This window comes from Bradyrhizobium sp. USDA 4452 (genome assembly GCF_054063575.1).
Genome location: NZ_JBSSGK010000001.1, coordinates 7149969 through 7173792 on the forward strand (window position 1 = coordinate 7149969; position 23824 = coordinate 7173792).

Here is a 23824-nt window from a genome sequence, read left to right on the forward strand (position 1 = left end):
GAAACATCCAAGGTAGAGGGAAACGCATGTCTGAAGCATACATCATTGACGCGGTCCGCACGCCGCGCGGCATCGGCAAGCCAGGCAAGGGCGCGCTGTCGCACCTGCATCCGCAGCAGCTGGCAGCAACGGTGCTGCGCGCGCTCAAGGAGCGCAACAAGCTCGACACCTCGACCGTCGACGACATCATCTGGTCGACCTCGACCCAGGAAGGCAAGCAGGGCGGCGATCTCGGACGCATGTCGGCGCTCGCCGCCGGCTACGACATCAGCGCCAGCGGCACGACGCTGGATCGCTTCTGCGGCGGCGGCATCACGTCGGTGAACCTCGCGGCAGCGTCTGTCATGTCGGGGATGGAGGATTGCGTCATCGCCGGCGGCACCGAGATGATGAGCTATCAGCAGACCCTCGCGGCCGAGCGCTCCAAGGCGGGGCAGCCGCCGCGGATGATGGGTTCGGGCAATCCGGCGCTCGACGAGATCCATCCGCAGTCGCACCAGGGCGTGTGCGGCGACGCCATCGCCACGCGTGAGGGGATCAGCCGCGAAGCCTGCGATGCGCTGGCGCTGACGAGCCAGCAGCGCGCCAAGCGGGCGATCGATGAAGGCCGCTTCGCCAAGTCGGTGATCCCCGTCCTCAACGACGACGGCAGCGTCGCCCTCGGCCGTGAAGAATTCCCGCGCCCCGAGACCACGGCCGAAGGCCTTGCTTCGCTGAAGCCGAGCTTCGAGCAGCTTGCCGATTTCGACCTCGGCAACGGCACGACGTTCAAGAAGCAGATCCAGCGCCGCTACCCGGGCCTCGAGTGGAAGGGCGTACATCATGCCGGCAACAGCTCGGGCGTGGTGGACGGCGCCGCCGCGGTGCTGATCACGTCGAAGCAATATGCCGAGAAGCACGGCCTCAAGCCGCGCGGCCGCATCGTGGCCTACGCCAATCAGGGTGACGATCCGACGCTGATGCTCAACGCGCCGGTTCCGGCGGCCAAGAAGGTCCTCGCCAAGGCCGGCCTGACCAAGGAGGACATCGACGTCTGGGAGATCAACGAGGCCTTCGCGGTGGTCGCCGAGAAGTTCATCCGCGACCTCGACCTTGATCGCGAGAAGGTCAACATCAATGGCGGCTCGATCGCGCTCGGCCACCCGATCGGTGCCACCGGCTCGATCCTGATCGGCACCGCGCTCGACGAGCTCGAGCGCAGCGGCGGGCGTTATGGCCTGGTCACCATGTGCGCCGCCGGCGGCATGGCGCCCGCCATCATCATCGAACGCATCTGATCGCGAAAGGATAACGCCATGAAACTCGATTCATCGGTCGCCGCCGTCGTCACCGGCGGCGCGTCGGGCCTCGGCGCGGCCACCGCGCGCGCGCTTGCCGCGCAGGGCGTGAAGGTCGCGATCTTCGACTTCAACGAAGAGAAGGGCGAAGCCATCGCCAAGGAGATCGGCGGCGTGTTCTGCAAGGTCGACGTCACCTCCGACGAGCAGGTCGACGCGGGCTTCGCCAAGGCCCGCGCGGCACACGGCCAGGAGCGCATCCTGGTGAACTGCGCCGGCACCGGCAACGCGGTGAAGACCGCCGGCCGGGACAAGAAGACCGGCGAACCCACGCACTTCCCGATCGACGCCTTCAACCGCATCATCCAGATCAACCTCGTCGGCACCTTCCGTTGCATCGCCAAGTCGGCGCAGGGCATGCTGTCGCTGTCTCCGCTGGAGCACGGCGAGCGCGGCGCGGTCGTCAACACGGCCTCCGTCGCGGCCGAAGATGGCCAGATGGGGCAGGCGGCCTATTCGGCCTCGAAGGCCGGCGTCGTCGGCATGACCCTGCCGATCGCGCGCGACCTGATGGCCGAGGGCATCCGCGTCAACACCATCCTGCCGGGCATCTTCAACACGCCGCTGCTGCAGGGGGCGCCTGAGAACGTCAAGGCCGCGCTCAGCGCGTCGGTGCCGTTCCCGAAGCGTCTCGGCATGCCGGAGGAGTATGCGCATCTGGCGCTGACCATGATCACCAATGGCTACTTCAACGGTGAAGATGTCCGTCTCGACGGTGCGATCCGCATGGCCCCGCGCTAACCCAACCCGCAGGAGACCAAAGCGATGTCCGAAGAAACTCCGGTCCTCACTGAAGTCCGCGGACCTATTCTGATCATCACGCTGAACCGGCCGGAAGCCAAGAATGCCGCCAACCTCGCCCTCTCCAAGGGCGTGGCCGCGGCGATCGACCGGCTCGACGCCGACGAGGCCCTCAGCGTCGGCATCATCACCGGTGCCGGCGGCACATTCTGCTCGGGCATGGACCTCAAGGGGTTCCTGAAGGGCGAGCGGCCGTCGATTCCCGGCCGCGGCTTCGCCGGCCTCACCGAGGCGCCGCCGAAGAAGCCGCTGATCGCGGCGGTGGATGGCTACGCGCTCGCCGGCGGGATGGAGATCGCGCTGGCGTGCGACATGATCGTCGCCAACCGCAACGCCAAGTTCGGAATCCCCGAGGTGAAGCGCGGGTTGGCCGCGGCGGCGGGCGGGCTGATCCGCATGCCGCGCCAGATGCCGTTCCGCGTGGCGATGGAGTTCGCCTTGACCGGGGAGTTCTTCGGCGCACAGCGCGCCTACGAGCTCGGCATCATCAATCGCGTGACCGACGGGCCGGCGCTCGACGCCGCGCTCAAGCTTGCGGCAGCGATCGGTGCCAACGGTCCGCTTGCCGTCAAGGCATCCAAGCAGGTGATCGTCGAGTCCCGGCTCTGGCCGGAAGACCAGATGTGGAAGAAGCAGCAGGAGATCGTCGGTCCTGTCTTCGTCTCCGAAGATGCTCGCGAGGGTGCAGCTGCCTTCGCAGAAAAACGCGCCCCGAACTGGAAGGGCAAGTAAGGCGTTGCTTGTTTCGGTAACGGGTCGAACTAGAATCTAGAGCTTCAGTTCTGGTTCGATCGGAACCGAAATGCTCTGGCCTGGCACTGCGACGAGCTGTCTGGCTCGCTCCGCGAGTCAGCCCCGCGCCTGCCTCAGCGGCTCGCGCGCATGCTCCTTCGAGCGCATCAAGGCGTCGACGAAGATCGGCTCCCAGGAGCGGATGTGGCTGCGGAGCAGGGTCGGCAGCGCCTCCGTCTCGCCGGCGAGCGCGAGATCGATCAGCCGGTAGTGCTCGGGCACCGAGGCCTGCTGCCGCTCGAGCCCGGCGCGTGAGCTGATGCCGTAGAGCCGCATCTTGTCGCGCAGGCTCATGACCATGTCGGTCAACAGCTCGTTGCCGGCGGCCGCGATGAACTCGCGATGATAGTTGCGGTCAGCTTCCAGATAGAGCTGGACGTCGTCGGTCTCGACGGCCCTCGCGATCTGGTCGGCCCAGCCGCGCACGACCGGCAGATCCTTTGGAGGATTGGCGGCGACCAGCACGGCGGCGTGCAGCTCCAGCACCTCGCGCATGTCGAACAGATTGCGCAGTTCGGTCAGCGTCGGCTCCACCACCTTGAAGCCGCGGTTGCGCATCGGCTCAACCAGGCCGCCGCGGCTGAGCTCGAGCAGCGCTTCGCGAACCGGTGTCGAGGAGACGCCGAGGCTCGCTGCCAGACTCGGCACCGAATACATCGTCCCAGGGAGGCTCTGCCCGGAAATGATCTCGGCGCGCACCCGCTGCAGCACCTGTTCGCGCAAATTCTGGTCCATGGGTGGTTCGCGGCGCCTCTCGCTCCGAGCTCCGATTCGTCGCTGATTATTACTTAGCCTTGACGGGGCCGGTAGCGTATGACGTAAATGTGTAACGCACTACTAAAATGCGTCACAACGACTGACTTGATGATGAGACGGCGGTGAAACAGCGACTACCCGGCTATTGCACGCTTTGTCGCTCGCGCTGCGGTGCTATCACCGTGGTCGAAGACGGACGTCTCGTCGGTGTGGAGGTATTTAATAACCACCCGACCGGCGGCGCGCTCTGTGCCAAGGGTCGGGCCGCCCCCGAAATCGTCGCCAGCCCGCGCCGCCTGACCGTGCCGCTGAAGCGGACCCGGCCGCGCGATGCCGCCGATCCCGGCTGGGTCGAGGTGTCCTGGGAGGAGGCTTTGACCGAGATCGCCGACCGGCTCGGCAGGATCCGCACCGAGAGTGGCGCCGAGGCGGTTGCGTTCGGCGTCACCACGCCGAGCGGCACGCCGATGGTTGACAGTTTCGAGTGGGTCGAGCGCTTCATCCGCGGCTTCGGCAGTCCGAACCTGATCTACGCGGTCGAAATCTGCGGCTGGCACAAGGACTACGCGCACGCGCTGACCTTCGGCCGCGGCATCGGCTTTCCCGATTACGACAATGCCGATGCGATCATCCTGTGGGGCCACAATCCCGCGCGAACCTGGCTTGCGCAGGCGACGCGGATTGCGGACGCGCGGCGGCGCGGCGCGAAGGTCGTCGTCGTCGATCCCAAGCCGAACGGCTCAGGTCAGCAGGCCGATCTCTGGCTGCGCATCCGCCCGGGCGCCGATGGCGCCCTTGCGATGGGCGCGATCCGTCATCTCATCGCGACCGGCAGCTTCGATGCGGATTTCGTCGACCAATGGACCAATGGATCGTTGCTGGTCGATCGCGCAACGGGGCGCTTCCTGCGCGCCGACGCGTTGTGGCCGAATGGCGCGCCTGGGGCTTTCGTTCGTCTCGATGCGTCGGGCACGCCGGTGGCTTGCGACACCCGTTACGCGCCGGAGCGCGGCGGCCGGCTTCGCGGCGAACTGTCGATCCGTGCATGCGACGGCCGGATGATGTCGGCGGCAACCGCGTTCGAATTGCTGGCCGAGCGCGCCGCGCCCTATACGCCGGCGCGCGTGTCGGAGCTGACCTGGCTGCGCGTCGAAGACATTGACGCGTTCAATGCGTTGCTCGCCGCCCGGCCGCGGCTCGCCTATCATTCCTGGACCGGCGTCGGTCAGCACACCAACGCCACCGCGATCGAGCGTGCGATCGCATCGCTCTACGCGCTGACCGGCGCCTGCGATCGGCCCGGCGGCAATCGCTGGCCGGTGCCGCCGCCGACGCGTCCGCTCAACGACTACAACATCCTGCCGCCGGAGCAGCAGGCCAAGGCGCTCGGCATCGCCGACCTGCCGCTCGGCCCGCCGGCGAAGGGCTAGATCACGGCGCGCGACTTCAGCCGTGCCGTGCTCGAGGGCGAGCCTTACCGGGTGCGCGCGCTGGTCGCCTTCGGCACCAACTTCGTCGTCTCGCAGGGCCATTCCGAGCGCAACAAGGCTGCACTGAACGCGCTGGAATTCCAGGTGCATGTCGACATGTTCATGAATCCGACCGCGGAGAGCGCCGATTTCGTTCTGCCGGCCAGCACGCCATGGGAGCGCGACGCGCTCAAGATCGGGTTCGAGATCACGCAGGAAGCCGTCGAGACGGTGCAGTTCCGCCCGCGGATGGTCGAGCCGATCGGTGAAGTGAAGGCCGATTACGAGATCGCCGCCGCGCTCGCGCTCAAGCTCGGCATGGGGGACTTGTTCTTCGGCGGCGACATCAAGGCCGGCTGGAATTATCAACTGGCGCCGCTCGGCATTGGTGTCGAGGATCTGCGCGACCATCCGGAAGGACGCCGCTTCCCACAGGTCTTCCGCGATGAGAAATACGCCGTCACGCGTGACGACGGCACGGCGGCGGGCTTTGCGACGCCGACACGCCGTGTCGAGATCTATTCGGAGCTGATGCTGCGGCACGGGCATGACGCGTTGCCCGATCATGTCGAACCGGTCGGCAGCCCGCTCACGACTGCCGCGGACGAACGCTTTCCGCTCGTACTCTCCACCGCCAAGAGCGGCTGGTTCGTGCACTCCTCCTGGCGGCATGTCGCCTCGCTGCGGCGGAAGTCGCCCGATCCGGCCGTCGAGATCAGCCCGCAACTCGCCGCGCGGCGTGGACTTGTGGAAGGCGACTGGGCCGTGGTGGAGACACAAGGCGGTGCCGTGCGCCTGAAGGTGCGCCTCAATGCGGCGCTCGACGATCGTGTCGTCGTCGCCGAATTCGGCTGGTGGGAAGATTGCCCGCCGCTCGGCCGTGACCGCTCGGCTGCGGCCGGCACCCTTACGCGCAACATCAACGCGGTGCTGCACGACGATGCGCGCGATCCGGTCAGCGGCTCCGTTCCGCTGCGCGCGATCGTCTGCGATATCAGGCGGGACGACATGGCCAGCCGCGGCGTCTGGAGCGGCCAGCGGCGGTTCGTGGTTGGCGAGCGCCGGACCGAGGCCGACAATGTCGTGGCGCTCAGCCTGCGGCCGCTTGACGATGGCCCGCTGCCCGATTTCCTGCCGGGCCAGCATGTGATGGTCTCACTGCCGGGCGCTGCGGAGGTGCGCGCCTATTCGCTGACCGGATCGGGCAGCCTGCCGCAAGCGCTATCGATTGCGGCGAAGGGGCGCTTCTTCAACGAGGCGCGGGGCGGCGATGCGCCGTTCTTCATGCCGGATCGTCTGCATGGTCTTGCGGTTGGCGACGAGGTTCTGCTGGAGCCGCCGGGCGGCATCTTCACGCCGCCACTGATGGGGCCGCGGCCGCTGGTCTTCCTCGCCGCCGGCATCGGCATCACGCCGTTCATCAGTCATCTCGAGACGCTGCAACTCACGGCGCGACAAGGTCGCGTTGCCGAAGTCCTGCTGCTGCACGGCTGCCGCAGCAGCCGCGAGCATCCGTTCGCCCGGCGGCTCGCGGAACTGGAAGCCTCTACGCCGGCGCTGACGCGGGTGACGTTCTATTCGGCCCCGCTCGCGCAGGACGCGGTCGCTTCGCCGTCGTTACGCAGGGGCCGTCTCGATCTCGACCGGGTCAAGCCGCTGCTGGCACGGCGCCCGCTGGTCTACATCTGCGGCTCACCGGATTTCGTCACGGCGCAGATCGAGGCTGCCGTGGCGCTCGGTATCCCGCGGTTCGACGTCTTCGCCGAAAGCTTCGTGTCGCCGCCGTCGGTGCCGCGCGACCTTGCGCCGCGAACCATCCGGCTTGCGGGCAGCAAGCAGAGTTTTTCGTGGGGACCGGAGCAGGGGACGCTGCTCGATGCCGCAAGTGCGGCGGGTGTAGTGCTGCCGAGCGGCTGCCGTGTCGGGCAATGCGAAAGCTGCGCGGTCGAGGTCGTCGATGGGGAGTTCGCCCATCTCGGCCCTGTCGACGGGAACGAGGGGCAGTGCCTCACTTGCCAGGCTGTGCCGCTCACCGACCTCACGCTCGCGCTTTGATGACCAAACAAGATTGAACGCCAACCGCATCACCGGAAGGGGATCAGATTGATGACGAATGCAACGCACGACCAAACCGTGAGCCTGCGAAAACCTGTCGCCGACAACATCATGGCGCGATTTTCGCAGGCCCTGGTGGCGTTCGCCGAGCGCTGGTTCCCGGACGCGTATGTCTTCGTCCTGATCGCCGTGATCGCGGTCGCCGCAGGCGCGATCCTGCATGGTGGCTCGCCGCTCGCCGTCAGCCGCGCATTTGGGGATGGGTTCTGGAATCTGATTCCGTTCACGATGCAGATGGCGCTGGTTGCGATCGGCGGCTACGTCGTGGCGATGTCGCCGCCGATCGCGGCCGTGCTGGCGCGGCTCGCGAGCGTGCCGAAGACCGGGCGCGGCGCGGTGGTGTTCGTCGGGATGCTCAGCATCTTCCTCTCGCTGCTGAACTGGGGTTTGAGCCTGATCTTCTCCGGCCTGCTGGTGCGGGAGATCGCGCGGCGCACGGACATCCGCCTCGATTATCGGGCGGCGGGCGCCGCCGGCTATCTCGGGCTCGGCTGCGGCTTCACTCTCGGCATCACGTCGTCGGCCGCACAGCTCCAGGCCAATGCCGGCAGCATTCCGGCATCGCTATTGCCGATCACCGGCGTGATCGGCTTCTCGGAAACCATCCTGACCTGGCAGAACATGGTCACCGTCGTGATGGTGAGCGTTGTGTCGGCGGCGATCTGCTACTTCACGACACCGGCGCCGGAGCAAGCCAAGACGGCGGAAGATCTCGGTGTTGCGCTCGGCGATGATCGGATCGAGGCCAGGAAGCCGGCCCGTCCGGGCGACTGGCTGGAGTTCAGTCCGCTGCTGACGATCCTGATCGCGCTGCTTGCCGCCGGCTGGCTGTGGCAGACCTTCCAGTCGGGCAATCCGCTGATCACGCTGTCGGGGCTCAACACCTACAATTTCGTCTTTCTCATTCTCGGCATCGTGCTGCACTGGCGGCCGCGCAGCCTGATCGAATCCTTTTCCAAGGCGATGCCGAGCGTCTCCGGCGTGCTGCTGCAGTTTCCGTTCTACGCCGGCATCGCGCAGATCCTGACCAAGGTGCCGAACAGCAGCGGCACCACGCTGTCGGACACCATCGCGCACTGGTTCGTCGGCGCCTCCAGCAATTCAACCGTGTTCTCGTTCCTGGTCGGAATCTATTCGGCATTGCTCGGCTTCTTCGTGCCGTCGGCCGGCGGCAAGTGGATCATCGAGGCGCCCTACATCATGAAGGCGGCCAACGATATCGGCGCGCATCTCGGCTGGACCGTCATGGTCTACAACATCGCCGAGACGCTGCCGAACTTCATCAACCCGTTCTGGATGCTGCCGCTGCTCGGCATCCTCGGCCTGAAGTCGAAGGACCTGATCGGTTACACCTCGGTGCAGTTCTTCATCCACTTCCCGATCGTGATGCTGCTGGCCGCGATCCTGATGGCGACTTTCACCTATCACCCGCCGATCCTGCCCTGAGCGAGTGCGGCCGGGCATCAGGAGCGCCATGCCCGGCCAGCATCTCGCCGATTCAAGCGTCCGCATCCGGCGTCACCAAAACTGTGCTGTTTTTTCTGTCCGCACGAACGAGGCATTGCGCCGGGCCGCCATCTTTGGATGGCCATTTTATTGACCCAGGCGCGATTCAGCCGGATATTCATCCCCGACAATTCGTGTTGTTCGAGATCACCGCCATGAGACGTAACCACCGCAGCCTGATGTCTGACATGCGAAGCCGCATGCAGCGTCGCTGCGTCTCGGCGGCGACCGGCGTCTGTTGTTGATCGCTTAAGAAAAATCCAAGCACCCGACAATCAGACAGGAGCGCCGTCATCCGGCGATCGAGCACGCATGTCCCAGGCCCAAATCTCCGACGCCCAAACGTCTCAAGCCAAAACGTCCCAAGCTTACGTCATCGAGATATCGGATCGAACGGCGGGTATCGTCGTCAGCGACGCCAGAGGCTTCTGCTTCTTCTCCTCGGATCGCGCCTTCGATGGTCTCGATGGCGGCTATTTCGGCTCCGCGCGCGCCGCAGAGCGTGCGGTGAGGGCTCTGTTGCGGCAGCGTCGCCCGGCCCGCGGCCAGCCTCCATCGACCTCACGCAATATCTGACAAGCGAATTCTGAAAGGCAACCTTGCCGCTCGGCCAGAAATGCCAAGACCGACGCACACCATTCAGGACGCGGCCGCGAGCGGCGGCGAGGCCGCTTGCGGTGCCTCGGAAGCCTGCGTGGCAGTCGTCGCGAGCTGGAAGCGGATGCCGTGCAGGGAGACGGTCAGCGGGATGGCACGGAAGTCGTCGTGGAAGGCGCGGATCCGGCGGGTCAGCTCGCCGGCGCTGATGCCGGCGGGAAGCTCGCACATGTCGCGGTACATCTGCCGGGTGCTCTTGATGCCGCACCAGGCGATTTCCAGTTCCCTTGGCGGCGCGGGATCGCGGGCGAGATCGCGCGACATCCGCCAGAACAGATGGGCAAGCCGCACATAGGCGATCTGCTCCAGCCCGCGCACGCTGATCTTGTCGGGAATGATGAAGGACTCGACCCCGACGATCGGGCCGGAATCGACGCGCGCGGCCATCACATGGGCGGTCGCGCCGAACGTGCGCGCACCGTCATAGAGTGCGAAATGCGCCGGCGCCCAGCCGGGATATTGCGGCGGGCCGGGGTGGAAATTGTAGGCGCCGTGGCCGAGCGCCGCCAGGATGCGTTCAGGCACGATGATGCTGGTGGTGAACGCCAATAGCCGGGCCTCGCGCAACACTTCGGGCTCGATCGCTGCGAGGTCCTCGGCCGTCACCGCGCAGCGGAACGACAGCGCCGGATTGTGTGCCTTCAACAGCTCGGTGAGCGCGAATTGCTGGCTGGCGACGCCGGTGAGAAGGATGATGGTCTTCATGATGTCGATGTCCTTCTCTTGCCTGCCGGTTGTGCCGTTGATCAGCCGCGCTGTCCGGCCATGACGAGGACGCTGCCGACATCGCGGGATTGCCCCACTGCGCGGAACAGATCGGCCGGCAATGCCTGCCACGGGGCAATCTCGATGATCCGGTTGTTCGCGCTGGCGGCTGCCGATTTCGCCGCGCGGATATCGTCCTGCCAAGGGCAGAGCGCGAGCTCGAGCCGGCCGAATCCGCCGCAATCGGCGGCGAACGCGCCGGTGACCGCCTCGATGCTGGCAGCCATTTCGCGCGCGTCGCTGGTCGCGATATCGCGCAGGATCACGGTGATCGCGTCGTTCGAGGCTGCCGGCGACTCGATCACGATCATGGCGTCGCGGCCGCCGCTGCGGCTGGCGCGCCGCGCCGCCCGCATCGTGACGCCGAATTCGGCATCGGGCCCGAGGTCGCTGTTGTCGGTCGGCAGATGGTGGACGACCGTGGTGTGGCGGGGCGTGCCGGCATCCTCGGCGGGGGCATGGTACGAGCGCGGCAGCCAGGCGGTGTCGAGCGCCATCTGCGACGATGTCAGGCTCCAGGCCTGGTCGAGCAGGTAGCCCTCCCAGACCGCAGGGTATGCTATCGCGAGATGATGCCAGTTGTTTAGCAGCGCCTCGGCGGCCGCGGTACGGCCGAGATAAAGTGTGCGTGCCGACATCTCCCACCGGTTCCACTTGTGGAGCGCGATGTCGCACCCGAGGGACGACGGCAGCAATGGCGGCTCGCTGAGTGTCGCATCGGCCTCGATGAACAGCAGCGGCTCGCGGTGCTCCTGCCACATCCGCAGCATGAAGGCGGACTTCTCGGACGCGCGCATGTGCTGGCCGTCCGCGGTGTCGATCGGCACGATGTCGCTGGCGATCTCGAATTCGGCCAGCTTTTCGCGCAGCGCGCTGGCGTGATCCTCGCCGCAGGCGCGGGGATAGCAGGAGACTACGCGCAGGGCTGCGTCGGATCGGGCACCTTGCGCGGGCGCGATCGGGCGCCAGTTGAGGCCGCCCCACCACATCTCGTGCGGGCCATCGAAGCTCGGGCCGATGGTTCCGAAGTCCGTCAGCTTGGACTTCAGGAAATCGAACGCGGGATTTTCGCCGAAGGGGACCACGACCGCGCAATCGGCGCGGAGCGATCGGTAGAGGATTTCGGCGGCGGGGCCGCTCGGCGGCTCGACGAGGATGATGACGCCATGGTCCCGCCCGGGCAAGGAGCCGGCCTGATGAACGGTTGCGCGTCCGAGCCGTTCGGACAGCCATGCGAGCCGCCGGCGCTGTGCCGCGCTCATCCGGATGCCGTTCGCAGCCAGTAATTGGTCGAAATCCGTCGGCAAGCCGTCCGCTTGCACCGTGTCAGCCGAAATCATGCCCGCGCTACCCCTCGTTAACCTTGTACGGGCGGGGCGGCCAGATCAGGCGGACAAATCAGTGGCCGTTGGAGGCCTGCGCAGCGCTGGCGTTGCGCCAGGTCAGCGTGGCCGAGGGGGCTCGGTTACCGTCGCGGTCCTCGACGGCAAGGATGCGGTCATGGTCGAGGGCGGTCAGCGCGACGGTGTAGATCGCGACATCGTCCTTGAAGCCATCGACCGGGATCAGCAGCATGCCGTTCTCGGTGGTGGCACGGAACTGACGGCCGCTCCGCTCGAGGCCGGCATCGATCAGCCGTTCCTCGGCGATCGCCGTCACGTTCGAACCCTCCGCAGCCTTCGCGGTGCTCTCACCGTACTGGACCGTGATGCCGTAGAGCATCCCGGCGCGGCTGAGCTTTGCCAGCGGCAGCGCGATGGTCGCAACCGCCATGCGGCGCGACAATGGAATCCGCAGGCGGAGGTCGCCAAGCCCGGTATGATAGACGCTGACGGCTTCCAGCGAGGCCTGGCCGTCTGGCCCGAACAGGCCGACCTGCAGCGTCCCGCATTGCGCCTCGCCGAACACGTTCGCGGGCAGGCGATTGGCGCCGAACAATGTGTAGAGGTAGGCATGCGCGGGTGACAGCGCGGCGAAGCTGCCGGCCAGCCACATCGGCGGCGCCGGAGCCGCACAGGCGGCGGCGAGGCCGCGCGCGACGATGTAGTCATTGACGAAGCCGGCGTCGAGCAGCGGCGCCAGCGCCTGGGTGCCGAGGTTGACGTCGTGCTTGATGCCGCCGAGCAGCACGAGTTCATCATCGTCGGGCAGCAGCAGGAGGCGTCCGAGCACGGCGGCGGCCCAGCGTGCCGCAACGATGGGATCCGCGTCGGGCTGCAATGCATAGCGCGGTGCCAGCTCGCGGGCGCGCGACGCATAGGCCAACGTCCCGGATTGCACCTCGTTCGCCAGCGCCAGCTGCGCGGCCGGGCGTTGATCGCCCTCGCGCAACACCTCTCCGCCGCGATAGTCGCGTGCCGATCCCTCGTCGGAGCAGCAAAGCTGCTCCAGCAATGCGACGTTACGGATTAGCATGCGCTTGACGTGCGGCGTGACGATGCGATCCGAGATCAGGCCTTCCGCGGTGTCGTCATCGGCGATGTCGTCGAAGGCGTCATCGAGCGTCAGCAGATAGGCGCCATGCAGGCGGATGCGAATGCCCTCGCGATCGAAGATGCGCCGCAGCGACTTCTGCACGCTGGCGGAATAGCCGAGGTCGACGAGGATCAGATCGGTGCAGCCGTCGAAATCCGCGATCTTCGTGCGAAGATAGGCCAGCAGGCGCGCGCGGACGCGGGCGGCGATGTCGGTGATTTCGCGCGGATCCATCAGGTCGGGCAGGGCGTCGGCGAGTTCGCGGCCGCTCGCAATGCCGTCGGGAAATTGCGCGAAGAACTTCATCACGGCAGGAGGCTGCACCTTGACGATATCGACGAAAGTCGCCGCGTCGATCTTGACGACACGGCTCAGCAGCTCGCTGAGCGGTTCGAGCGTATCGGCCGACCCCACCAGGCTGACGCGCCGATTGATCTCGACATAGGCGCCGGTCTCGCCATGGCTTGCCTGCCAGACGCGATACGGCAGCAGACCGTCGCGGCCGAGGAAACCGATCGCGACGCGCGCGCCCGCGCGCGTCAGTGCCGCGCGCCGCGCTTCGATGAAGGCGTCGAACGCCGCCATCACCGGGCCGAGCACGGTGACGCCGAGATTGAAAGCGGGCGAATGCTCTGCGCTGCGTGCGGTCACAGCGCGCCGCAGTGTGCGGGCGCCGCAATCGAGCCGCGACGGCTGGTCGGGACACAGCAGTTCGAAGATCGACGTCTCACGCTGGAACTTCGACGCCAACGGCGCGCTGGCCTGTGGATAGTAGCGCGGACGGATGCCGTGACGGCAGGCGCCCTTGATATCGGCGTTGTGATTGTCGCCGATATGGAACGAGCTTGCCGCATCGATGCCTTGCTCGGCGAGATAGGCCTCGAACAGCGCTTCGCTCTTGCCAGAGCCGTGATCGCAGGATGCGTAGAGGAAGTCCCAGGTCAGTCCCGGGCTGCAGGCGCGCAGCAACTGCGCGAGCTGGTCGCTGTTCCAGTAGGTGTCGGAGATGAAGCCGACGCGAAAGCCGCTGCGCTTCATGTCGAGATATTGCTCGAGCATTTCCGGGTTGGCGCGGCACAGCTCGAGCTCGGCTTCGAACTCGATCTGCGCGAGTTCGCCCAACGCATCGCGGCTCAGGCCGAACAGCCTGAACGGAAAGTACTTATAGATGTCGGCGATACGCACTTCAGTGTGGCCGCTGCGCTCCAGCGCCAGCTTGCGCGCGCGCGCCTCCGCCTGGATACGATGCTGAACGAAACTGACGGACATGCTTGGAAATTTTTCAGCAATGCGAGAATGCTGAAAAGCCCTTTCAAATACGCCATCCGGCGTCGTGCAGGCGCGCAACAGAAATGTATCGAAAACATCGAATGAACATGCAGAAACATTCTGCGCTCGACGCGTTGCGTCGACCGTCATGATCGTCATGCGCAAAATTCCCGCCAGTCCTCATGCGTTGAACGGCTGCATGAGACAAATCAGGCGCGATGATTCAAAAAAGTTGATGCGAGATTCCAAAACCCGCGCTTCGCGACTGACAGATTCAAAAAATCCGATAACGTCGAAATGGTGATTCGGAAAAAATTGCCTAGCCGCAATCGTCGAGTGCAAGATGGCGACCAACGGCGACGGATCAATCGCATGCTCCGCGCATGCATGTGTTCGCGTGGCGTTAGTTGATGTGACAACAGCGTTTTCCGGCGCGACGAAATCTTCCGCGGGCATGCAAGGCGATGCTGAACGACTGCTCCAGACTTCGTAGAATTGCGGCCCGCGCCTTCGCGCAGCGGCAGCTTTTGCCGGGCGGTCGGCAAAAAGATCCAGCTAAGCATTTGAAAAATAACAAAAAAAGTTCGCCTGGTTTGTCTGCCCTCTCCGTTCAACGCTCAGAAGCCGCATGCGATGTGTGCTTGCGGCGTTGGTTGGAGAGCGGCGGATGAGTTACGCGCTTGATGTGATGGCAGCGGTCGAGGTTGAGGCCACGACGGCCGCGGCTGCGCCGGCCGAAGCGACTGCTCCCTGGAGCAACGTCCCCACGGTAGCCGATGCGGGCCCGCTCGACACCGTCGAGATCCAGGACGAGGACAAGGAGCTGCTCGACCGTCTCGCCGCCGGCGACGAGGCGGCGTTTCGTGCGCTCGTCGAACGCCATGTCGATCGCGCCTACGCGATCGCGCTGCGCATCGTCGGCAATGCCGCAGATGCAGAGGATGTAGTGCAGGACACGATGCTGAAGGTGTGGACGCATCGCGGCCGCTGGCAGCACGGCCGCGCCAAGTTCTCGACCTGGCTCTATCGCGTCGTCAGCAACCGTTGCATCGATCTGCGCCGCAAGCCGCGCACCGAGAATGTCGATGTCGTGCCCGAGGTCGCCGACACGCAACTCGACGCCTCGACCGTCATCGAGCGCAACGAGATCGGCAATCTCCTCGAGCTCGCGATGCAGCGGCTGCCCGAGCAGCAGCGCGTCGCGGTGATCCTTTCCTACCACGAGAACATGAGCAACGGCGAGATCGCCGAGGTGATGGATACGACCGTCGCCGCGGTCGAGTCGCTGTTGAAGCGCGGGCGGCAACAGCTGCGCGAGATGCTCAAGCGGCACGAGCGCGACCTGCGCGGCGCGTTCACCGACTCTTAACCATAAATTTCGGCTTCTGAAGATTTCGCGCCTGACCACCGGCGGCCGACCCGTTTGATCGGGCGGACGGGGGCTGGATCCGCGTCACCTCACTTTCTCACGATGCGGCATGCCATGCCCCATCAGCACAGGAGCTACTCATGCCGGCAATTTCCACCAACACGGCCGCCAACTCCGCGGTCCGTTACCTCAACATCAACTCGATGCAGGAGACCAGTGCGCTGTCGAAGCTGTCGAGCGGCTCGCGCATCACCTCCGCTTCCGACGACGCGGCCGGCCTTGCGATCTCGACCCGCATCTCCTCGGACATCACGACGCTGCAGCAGGCTGCCACCAACGCGGCGCAGGCGACCTCGATCCTGCAGACGGCCGACGGCGGCGCCTCCAACATCTCGGACATCCTGGCCCGCATGAAGTCGCTGGCCTCCGAGTCCGCCTCCGGCACCGTGGCTGACTCCAGCCGCGCCTACATCAACTCGGAATTCACGCAGCTCAAGGGCGAAATCGACTCGATCGCCTCCGGCACCCGCTACAGCAGCCAGAGCCTGCTCGACGGTTCGAGCGTGTTCTCCTCGGGCGTCTCGGTGCTGGTCGGCTCGACCTCGGCCGACACCATCACGATCACCCTGACCAGCCTGACGGCGTCCTCGCTCGGCGTGACCTCGCTCGACGTCTCCAGCCTGTCGAGCGCCACCAGCGCGATGTCGGCCCTCGACAGCGCGATCGACACCGTGTCGTCCGCCCGCGCCGAGATCGGTGCCCAGGAATCGCGCTTCAACTTCAGCGCCGACTCGATCTCGACCCAGACCCAGAACCTGCAGTCCGCCAATTCGGCGATCAAGGACGTCGATATCGCCTCCGAGCAGGCGACGCTGTCGTCGGCCGAGGTGAAGACCCAGGCGGCGGTGTCGGCGGAAACCGCCGCCAACCAGATGCCGCAGTACCTGCTGAAGCTGCTCGGCTAATTCGAGCGATAGATCGGGCCGGCATCTTGCCGGCCCGATCCTCACGACGGCGGAGGTGTCGACATGACGGTTAGCAGCGCCACCTCGAGCACATCAGCTACGACATCGTCGAGTTCCGCCAGCACGGTGACCACGACCGGCACGACCAATTCGGCCAGTATCGACTGGACCGCCCTGATCGATGCCGAAGTCAATGCCAAGCTCGCGGCGGCGACCACGATCACCACCAAGATTACCGCGAACCAGGCCAAGGTCACGGCCTACGAATCCTTGCAGACCGAGCTGTCGACACTGGCAACCGGCTTGTCGTCGCTCAGCACGTCGATCATCAACTCGATCGCCACCAACGTGTTCGCCACACGCTCGGCGACGATTTCGTCCACCGGCGACGTCAGTGCCTCCTCGGCGCTGTCGATGAGCGTCAACAGCGGTTCGGCGACCGGCAATCACACGCTCCAGATCACCCAGCTCGCAACCGCGCAGAAAGTGATCGGTTCCTCGCAGTCGAGCACCTCGACGGCGCTCGGCCTCTCCGGCACGTTTTCGCTCGGCCTCGCCGGCGGCAGCAGCACGGCGATCTCGATCACCAGCGGCATGTCGATGCAGGATATCGTCGACACCATCAACGCCCAGACCTCGAGCACCAACGTCCAGGCTTCCATCGTCCAGGTGTCGAGCGGGTCCTATGAGATGGTGCTGACGGCGACCCAGGACGCCGCAAACATCACCTATTCGTCGACATCCGGCGACGACATCCTGAACAAGCTCGGTGTCACCGACACAACGGGGGCTTTCACCGACGTGTTGCAGAAGGCGCAATCCGCCGAATTCACCCTCGACGGTATCGCGCTCACGCGCAGCACCAACGATATTTCCGACGTGCTCTCGGGCGTCACGTTCGACCTGCTGCAGCCGACGCCGAGCGGCACCAGCCTGAACATCAGCATCTCGACCGACACCAGCCAGATCACCTCGGCGCTGCAGACCTTCGTCACCAACTACAATGCGTTTCGCGACCAGGTGATCGCGCAGTCGGCGCAGAACTCCGACGGCTCGGCCTCATCGAGCGCGGTGCTGTTCGGCGACAGCACGATGCGCGATATCATGACCCAGCTTCAGCAGGTGCTCAGCGGCTCGGTCGGCGGCATGACGATGGCCGACCTCGGCCTGTCGTTCAACCAGAACAACGAGCTGCAGCTCGATACCGGTACGCTGTCGACCGTGCTGACGCAAAACCTGGCCGGCGTCACCAAGCTGCTGTCCGCGCAGACGACGACCTCGTCCAGCCAGCTCAACGTCGTCAACACCGGCACGTCGCCGCAATCGTTCACGCTCGATGTCACGGTGGATTCGACCGGCACGCTGACCGGCGCCTCGGTCGGCGGCGACAGTTCCGGCTTTTCGGTGGTCGGCGACTCCATCATCGGCAATTCGGGCACGATCTACGCCGGCATGGCATTCACCTACACCGGCTCGACCTCGCAATCGATCACCGTCACGTCATCGTCCGGGCTTGCGGCGCAACTTTATCAGCTCGCGCAAACCAACTCCGGGACCAGCGGTCAGCTACAGACCATGATCACCAACCTGCAATCGCGCGATACCGACCTGCAGTCCCAGGTCGGTGATATCCAGAGCAATGCCGCGACGTTCAAGGCGCAGCTGCAGCTTCAATACGCCAATTATCAGGCCGCCATCGAAAGCGCGAACAACACGCTGGGCTACCTGAGTGCCCTCCTGAACGCATCATCGAGTAAATAATGACCCAGAATGCCACGGCCTACCTTGCGCACAATGCCTATCGATCCGCCGCGGTGGCGGTTCCGCCGCTGAAGGCGGTGGTGATGCTGTGCGACGGCGCCATCACGTTGTTGCAGAAGGCGCTGGATGCGCACGAGGCGAAGCGCTTCGAGGAAGGGCATACCTATCTGACGCGGGCGACCGCGATCCTGCGCGGGCTGAGCCACCATCTCGATGTCACGCGCGGGGGCGCGATGGCCGATCGCCTGTTCCGGACCTACAACGCCCTGATCATGGCCTGCCTGCGCTCCTACGGCCGGCCGCACGCCCGGGAGAATTTCCGGCGCATCATTGCCAGCCTGACCGAACTGCGCGACGCCTGGAACTTCGTCGAGGCGACCGCCGGCAAGGCCGCCAAGGCCAAGACGCTCGACAAGACGCTCGAATCAGCCGCCGGCCGCTGAGCGCGCGAATCGGCCAGCGAACCCGTTTCGCCGGGACGGGCAGGGCGCTCGGGCGGATGTCCTGTTGGGGAAAAAAGGCCGCTCGGTAAGCACCATGCTGGACCTGACGCACCGGCGGCGGAAATTGATTTCCGCCGTTCCGCGAATGCTTTATGACAGCCTTGGCGACGAGGCTGGATCTGCGCACGGGATGGACGTTGCGACATTCGAAGACCTGATCGACCGGCTGGGGGAGGATCTGTCCCGCTGGCCCGATGATCAACGTCTTGCTGCCGTCCAGCTGCTCGCATCCTCGGCCGAGGCGCGGTCGCTTTATGAGCAGGCAAGCGCGGTCCGCCGGGCGCTCACGGCGCCGCCGGTTCGCGCGCCCAAGGGCTTGGTCGACCGCATCGTGACCGCGGCGGCGAAACTGCCGCAGCAGGAACTGGCCCAAGAACTATCCCAAGAACCGGCCTCGGAGCCAACCGCGCCCGAGGAGCAGCCGAACGACGCGCAGGCTCAAGGCGATACCGCGCAGCAAGGCAAGGTGCTGCCTGCGCTGTTGCTGGCCCTCTGCCTGCTGCCCGCGCTGGCGCCGCCGGCATTGATGTTCGGCGAGCCGGATCTGCCGATCAGCCTCTCGCTGTAAGCTCTTCCCATTGCTTTGCAGCGCAAGCGCGCCCTGCCGCGGCGGGCGCGCTTGCGTGCTGCGCGGGGCGGCCGATCGGCAAAATCTGCCGATTAATCAAATGATTCCGCGCGGATGAATCCGCGCCTGAAATCGCCGCGTCATCCGTTTTATCTGCGAACGACTTCACGATTCCAACGTTTCACCGCGTTCCGTCGCCTTAACCCGCGACGAAGAGAGCCTTGTCATGACTGTTTCTTCGGCAACCTCTGCTGCTGCCTCCGCCGCCTCGAACTCGTCGTCGAGTTCGTCAAGCAGCGCGTCGATGGGGATGAGCTCGACCGATTTCCTCAATCTGCTCGTCAGCGAACTGCAAAACCAGGACCCGCTGAACGCCACCAGCACGACCGACTTCATTAATCAGCTCACCTCCTACGCCAACTTCACCGAGCAGCAGTCGACCAACGCCAGCATGACGTCGCTCGCGAGCTCGTTCTCGAGCCTCGTGACGCTCAACTCGGTCAACTATATCGGCCACACCGTCGAGGCGAAGACCGACACGGCGAAGCTGACCAACGGCTCGGCGACCTTCGGCTACTCGCTCACGTCGGCTGCCTCCAACGTCGCAATCGCGATCCAGGACTCCTCCGGCAACACGGTGTGGAGCGGCAAGGGGACCGGAACGGCGGGTTCAAACACTTTCACCTGGAACGGCCAGACCACGAGCGGCACCCAGCTCGGCAATGGCGGCCAGTACACGATCAAGGTGACCGCGACCGACTCCGCCGGAAACTCGCTGCTCAGCTACACCACGATGACGGGAACGGTGACCGGGATCGATGCCTCCGGCTCGACGCCCTCACTGCTCGTGAATGGTGTTCCCGTCAGCGCGGCCAACATCATCGGCGTCACGTCCTGATTGCCTCCGGAGTATTATCATGAGTCTCACTGGTGCACTTTCCTCGGCGATCTCGGCGCTCAATTCGCAGAGCCAGTCGCTGGCAATGATTTCCGACAACATCTCGAACGCCGATACCACGGGCTACAAGACCACGTCGGCGATGTTCGAAGATCTGGTGACGGCGTCGAGCAGCGCCACCTCGTACACGTCCGGCGGCGTCAACGTGTCGGGCCGCGCCAACATCAGCCAGCAGGGATTGCTGGCCGCGACCACCAACGCGACCGACGTCGCGATCCAGGGCAGCGGCTTCTTCGTCACCACCAATGCGACGGCGGGCGGCACCACCTCCTATACGCGTAACGGTGCGTTCACCACCGACAACGCAGGCTATCTCGTCAACAACGGCAACTATCTCGAAGGCTGGCGCACCGACGCTCAAGGCAACATCCTCGGCAATGCGTCGGCCGCGAGTCTTGGGCCGATCAACACGCAGGTCGCCGCCACCAGCGGCAGTGCTACGACCAAGGCGACGATCGCAGCAAACCTGCCGTCGGATGCGGCGACCGGCGCCACCTTCACCAGCTCCATGACGGCCTACGACTCGCTCGGAACGGCGAATTCGATCCAGATCACCTGGACCAAGACCGGCGCCAACGCCTGGACCGCAAGCTTTGGAAATCCAACGCTTGCCTCGAATTCGAGCACGACGACGGGAACCACGAGCAGCGGCACAGTGGCCATCACCTTTAATAGTGATGGTTCGCTCGCTTCGACCAATCCAAACCCACCGGCGATCTCGGTGACGGGCTGGACCGACGGGGCTGCCAACAGCAGCATCGCGCTCAATCTCGGTACCGTCGGCAAGACTGACGGCCTGACCCAGTACGCCTCGGGTGAGACGACCCCGGCAGTCGACCTGACCGGCATTACGGCCGACGGTCTTCCCTACGGCAAGCTGAGCAGCATCGCGATCGGAAAGGGCGGCGTGGTCGACGCGACCTATTCCAACGGGCAGACGATCGCGATCTACAAGATCGCGGTTGCGACCTTCAGCGACCCCAACGGGCTGAACGCGGCCAGCGACGGCATGTATTCCGCGACGGCAGCATCCGGCAACGCCACGTTGCAGACCTCGGGGACCAACGGGGCCGGCACGGTCTACGGCGGCGAACTGGAATCGAGCACCACCGATACCAGCGGGCAGTTTTCCAACATGATCTCGGCGCAGCAGGCCTATTCGGCGGCGTCGCAGGTCATCACCACCGTCAACAAGATGTTCGACACGCTGATTTCGGCGGTGTCGCGATGATGACCGCAGCAAAGAATGACCGCTTGCTGGTCAGGCTTCAGCGGCTGCAGGCGAAGGCTACCTCGGTTCAGTCGAACGATCGGGCGCAACTCACCGCGTTGCTCGACGACGTCGGCACATTGCGTGACCTGCTGATGCGCGAATGCGCGCGGATCGACCAGGAACTCAACCGGGCCTCGGTCCGGGTAACGGCAATCACCGCGTATGGGCGCAGTGCGCAATCGGTTCGCGCCCTGCGCCGCGGACACTAGCTTGAACGGGAGCGATGACATGACACCGGAACGCAACATCAAGATCAATCCCGCGGGCAATGACGAGCGCGCCAGGTCGTTGATCGCACTGATCGACAATCTGATCGAGATCGTCAACGAGGAGAACGTCGAGCTCGCGAAGGGCCTGCCGGCTTCTCGGCTGAAACAGGTCGACGAGAAGAACCGCCTCGCCACGCTGTTCGAGCAGTGCGTGGCGGAGGCTGTCGGCAAGACCGCCAATCTCAACGTCCAGGATCGCGCCCTGCGCGAGCAGCTGATGGATCGGATCCTGAAGCTGCGGGTCGCGATGGACGAGAACGTGATGCGGCTGCGCGCGGCGATCGACGCCAGCAACCGCAGGATCGAGGCGATCATGCAGGCGATCCGCGAGCAGATCGCCAACGTATCGCCCTATGGGGCCGGCGGCCGCAGAGTCACATCCGCGATATCCTATGGCACCAACGTGCGGGCCTGATCGCGCCGGCGCCGGAGGGAGTTGGTCGTGTCGTCGCTCGACATCGCACGAAGCATCGCATTCAGCGGCCTGTCTGCCACGCAGGTGCAGATCAGCGTGGCGTCAGCCAATATCTCCAATGCCGACACGAAGGGCTACACCGAGAAGACCGCAAATCAGAGCAGCAGCGTCACCTCTGGCGTCGGCACCGGCGTCACGATCTCGGGGATCACCAGCGCGGTCGACAAGCTGCTCCTGAAGTCGCTGGTCGGGGCCGATTCCGATCTCGGCGCCGCCGACACCAACAACAGCTATCTGACCGAGCTCCAGCAGCTCTACGGCAGCACGTCGAGCGGCGACAGTTCCACGACGGGCACGTCGCTGGCCAACACGATCGCTGCATTCGAATCGGCGTTGTCCTCGCTCGCCAGCACGCCGAGCAGCGCGTCGCTGCAATCGAACGCCGTGAGCGCGCTCGCTGCGGTCACCAATCAACTGCAGCAGACCTCGAGCGGCATCCAGAAACTGCGCTCCAATGCCGATCAGGATATCGCTTCGTCGATCACCGACATCAATTCCGACCTGCAGCAGATCTCCGACCTCAACAAGCAGATCAAGCAGGAAGCCGCCGCCGGCCAGTCGACCGCCGATCTCGAGGATCAGCGCAACAGCGCGCTGCAGGACCTCGCGTCGCAGATGAATGTGAGTTACTTCACCACGTCGAGCGGCGATCTGCAGGTCTATACCGGTTCCGGGCAGGCGCTGGTCGACAGCACTGCGCACCCGCTGAGCTATACGGCGGTGCCCGGCGTCACGGCGGCGACGACGTATGTCGCGGGATCGGCGACGAGCGGCTTCAGCGGCATCACGGTCAACGGGGTCGACATCACCTCGCAGATCTCCTCCGGCAAGGTCAGCGCCCTGATTACCCTGCGCGACCAGACCTTGCCGGCCGCGCAGTCGCAGCTTGACGAGCTTGCCCAGCAGTTGGCCTCGAGCGTGAATGCTGTATCGAACCAGGGCTCATCGGTGCCGCCGCCGACAAGTCTGACCGGTACGGCGACTGTCAGCAATTCGACATCGTTCGCGGGCACCGGCACGGTACGTATCGCAGTCGCCGACAAGAGCGGCAATCTCGTATCGTATCAGGATATAGACCTATCGGCATATTCGACGGTGGGGGCTCTTGCCGCCAAGATCAACACCATCCCGGGCGTGTCGGCATCGGTCGATGGCAACGGACATTTGTCGATCTCGGCGACCGGGTCCGGCAATGGCATTGCCATCAACCAGATGACGAGTTCGGTCGGCGGTGAGGGATTTTCCCGGTATTTCGGGCTCAATGACCTGATCACGGGGACCAGCGCGTCCAACATCGGGGTGCGCAGCGACATCCTCAGCGGCACCGCGGCCCTGCCGACCGCGACGCTCGATGCGTCATCCACGCTCACGGTCGGAAATTCGGTGCTGTCGTCGGGCTCGGCGACGGTGGTGAACGCGCTGTCGAGCGCGCTAACGGGGTCGACCAGCTTCGCGATGGCGGGTGGTCTCGGCGCCACCACCGGCTCCTTCACTGACTATGCGGCAGCGATCGTTGCCAACGTCGCCGGCAAGGCGAGCCAGGCATCGGCAACCTACACGTCCAAGCAAACCGCACAGTCGACCTATGCGAATTCGCTGTCGTCGCAGTCGGGCGTCAACATCGACCAGGAAAGCGCGAATCTGAATGCGTTGCAGAACAAGTACGCTGCCGCATCCCAGATCATTACGACCATCAATTCCATGTTCTCGGCACTGATGACCGCGATGGGCACAGCCTGAG

Annotated in this window: 22 protein-coding genes; 17 read left to right on the forward strand and 5 right to left on the reverse strand. The window is 65.1% G+C overall.

Annotation, left to right across the window (positions count from 1 at the left end; all coding sequences use genetic code 11):
* Positions 1-26: 26 nt before the first annotated feature.
* Genes ACVISU_RS33540 through ACVISU_RS33550 form a run of 3 tightly spaced genes read left to right on the forward strand, consistent with a single transcriptional unit; the run spans position 27 to position 2870 of the window.
* The gene (locus ACVISU_RS33540; RefSeq protein WP_456709794.1) at positions 27-1277 is read left to right on the forward strand and encodes an acetyl-CoA C-acetyltransferase; all 1251 of its coding nucleotides are present in this window, start codon (positions 27-29) and stop codon (positions 1275-1277) included.
* A gap of 18 nt (positions 1278-1295) precedes the next feature.
* A complete protein-coding gene (locus tag ACVISU_RS33545) occupies positions 1296-2078 on the forward strand; it encodes an SDR family NAD(P)-dependent oxidoreductase (protein WP_456709795.1) in 783 nt (260 codons plus the stop codon).
* A gap of 24 nt (positions 2079-2102) precedes the next feature.
* Entirely contained in the window at positions 2103-2870 is a 768-nt protein-coding gene (locus ACVISU_RS33550; protein ID WP_456709796.1) for a crotonase/enoyl-CoA hydratase family protein, read from the forward strand.
* 117 nt (positions 2871-2987) lie between these two features.
* Here ACVISU_RS33550 and ACVISU_RS33555 read toward each other — a convergent pair whose 3' ends face one another.
* On the reverse strand, positions 2988-3665 hold the full coding sequence (locus ACVISU_RS33555; RefSeq protein ID WP_456709797.1) for a GntR family transcriptional regulator: 678 nt from the start codon (positions 3663-3665) through the stop codon (positions 2988-2990).
* Between the two features lie 143 nt (positions 3666-3808).
* On the opposite strand from ACVISU_RS33555, the gene ACVISU_RS33560 reads away from it, so the two are divergent.
* The 4 genes from ACVISU_RS33560 to ACVISU_RS33575 all read left to right on the forward strand — a co-directional run bounded on the left by ACVISU_RS33560 (position 3809) and on the right by ACVISU_RS33575 (position 9352).
* Entirely contained in the window at positions 3809-5116 is a 1308-nt protein-coding gene (locus tag ACVISU_RS33560; protein WP_456709798.1) for a molybdopterin-dependent oxidoreductase, read from the forward strand.
* Between the two features lie 27 nt (positions 5117-5143).
* A complete protein-coding gene (locus ACVISU_RS33565; protein ID WP_456709799.1) occupies positions 5144-7210 on the forward strand; it encodes a molybdopterin dinucleotide binding domain-containing protein in 2067 nt (688 codons plus the stop codon).
* A 51-nt stretch (positions 7211-7261) separates the two neighbouring features.
* Complete coding sequence (locus tag ACVISU_RS33570; RefSeq protein WP_456709800.1) at positions 7262-8716, forward strand: short-chain fatty acid transporter; 1455 nt, start codon at positions 7262-7264, stop codon at positions 8714-8716.
* A 372-nt stretch (positions 8717-9088) separates the two neighbouring features.
* A complete protein-coding gene (locus ACVISU_RS33575) occupies positions 9089-9352 on the forward strand; it encodes a hypothetical protein (RefSeq protein ID WP_456709801.1) in 264 nt (87 codons plus the stop codon).
* Between the two features lie 63 nt (positions 9353-9415).
* On the opposite strand, the gene ACVISU_RS33580 is transcribed toward ACVISU_RS33575, so the two are convergent.
* The 4 genes from ACVISU_RS33580 to ACVISU_RS33595 form a co-directional block, all read right to left on the reverse strand.
* Positions 9416-10141: a formyltransferase family protein gene (locus ACVISU_RS33580; protein WP_456710962.1), complete on the reverse strand. Its 726-nt coding sequence runs from the start codon at positions 10139-10141 to the stop codon at positions 9416-9418.
* Between the two features lie 38 nt (positions 10142-10179).
* The gene (locus tag ACVISU_RS33585) at positions 10180-11538 is read right to left on the reverse strand and encodes a hypothetical protein (RefSeq protein WP_050405216.1); all 1359 of its coding nucleotides are present in this window, start codon (positions 11536-11538) and stop codon (positions 10180-10182) included.
* A 58-nt stretch (positions 11539-11596) separates the two neighbouring features.
* Positions 11597-13942 carry a hypothetical protein gene (locus ACVISU_RS33590; protein ID WP_456709802.1) on the reverse strand — a complete coding sequence of 782 codons (2346 nt, stop codon included), beginning with the start codon at positions 13940-13942 and terminating at the stop codon, positions 11597-11599.
* A 180-nt stretch (positions 13943-14122) separates the two neighbouring features.
* Complete coding sequence (locus ACVISU_RS33595) at positions 14123-14398, reverse strand: hypothetical protein (RefSeq protein ID WP_456709803.1); 276 nt, start codon at positions 14396-14398, stop codon at positions 14123-14125.
* 211 nt (positions 14399-14609) lie between these two features.
* Here ACVISU_RS33595 and ACVISU_RS33600 point away from each other — a divergent pair, with 211 nt between their 5' ends.
* The 10 genes from ACVISU_RS33600 (at position 14610) to flgK (ending at position 23823) form a co-directional block, all read left to right on the forward strand.
* Positions 14610-15311 carry an RNA polymerase sigma factor gene (locus ACVISU_RS33600; protein ID WP_050405218.1) on the forward strand — a complete coding sequence of 234 codons (702 nt, stop codon included), beginning with the start codon at positions 14610-14612 and terminating at the stop codon, positions 15309-15311.
* Between the two features lie 140 nt (positions 15312-15451).
* Positions 15452-16276: a flagellin gene (locus ACVISU_RS33605; protein WP_050405219.1), complete on the forward strand. Its 825-nt coding sequence runs from the start codon at positions 15452-15454 to the stop codon at positions 16274-16276.
* Between the two features lie 63 nt (positions 16277-16339).
* Positions 16340-18037: a flagellar filament capping protein FliD gene (gene fliD / locus ACVISU_RS33610; protein WP_456709804.1), complete on the forward strand. Its 1698-nt coding sequence runs from the start codon at positions 16340-16342 to the stop codon at positions 18035-18037.
* Positions 18037-18480, forward strand: a complete 444-nt coding sequence (locus ACVISU_RS33615) for a flagellar export chaperone FliS (protein ID WP_456709805.1) — start codon at positions 18037-18039, stop codon at positions 18478-18480. Before fliD ends, ACVISU_RS33615 begins: the two co-directional genes overlap by 1 nt.
* 94 nt (positions 18481-18574) lie before the next feature.
* Complete coding sequence (locus tag ACVISU_RS33620; RefSeq protein WP_456709806.1) at positions 18575-19108, forward strand: hypothetical protein; 534 nt, start codon at positions 18575-18577, stop codon at positions 19106-19108.
* Positions 19109-19334: 226 nt separating this feature from the next.
* Positions 19335-20006: a flagellar hook assembly protein FlgD gene (locus ACVISU_RS33625; protein WP_456709807.1), complete on the forward strand. Its 672-nt coding sequence runs from the start codon at positions 19335-19337 to the stop codon at positions 20004-20006.
* A 19-nt stretch (positions 20007-20025) separates the two neighbouring features.
* A complete protein-coding gene (gene flgE / locus ACVISU_RS33630; RefSeq protein WP_456709808.1) occupies positions 20026-21297 on the forward strand; it encodes a flagellar hook protein FlgE in 1272 nt (423 codons plus the stop codon).
* Entirely contained in the window at positions 21297-21548 is a 252-nt protein-coding gene (locus ACVISU_RS33635; RefSeq protein WP_456709809.1) for a hypothetical protein, read from the forward strand. The genes flgE and ACVISU_RS33635 overlap by 1 nt, the downstream gene beginning before the upstream one ends.
* Before the next feature lie 19 nt (positions 21549-21567).
* Positions 21568-22023: a flagellar protein FlgN gene (locus ACVISU_RS33640; RefSeq protein ID WP_456709810.1), complete on the forward strand. Its 456-nt coding sequence runs from the start codon at positions 21568-21570 to the stop codon at positions 22021-22023.
* A 27-nt stretch (positions 22024-22050) separates the two neighbouring features.
* Positions 22051-23823 carry a flagellar hook-associated protein FlgK gene (gene flgK / locus ACVISU_RS33645; protein WP_456709811.1) on the forward strand — a complete coding sequence of 591 codons (1773 nt, stop codon included), beginning with the start codon at positions 22051-22053 and terminating at the stop codon, positions 23821-23823.
* The last annotated feature ends 1 nt before the right edge of the window (position 23824 follow it).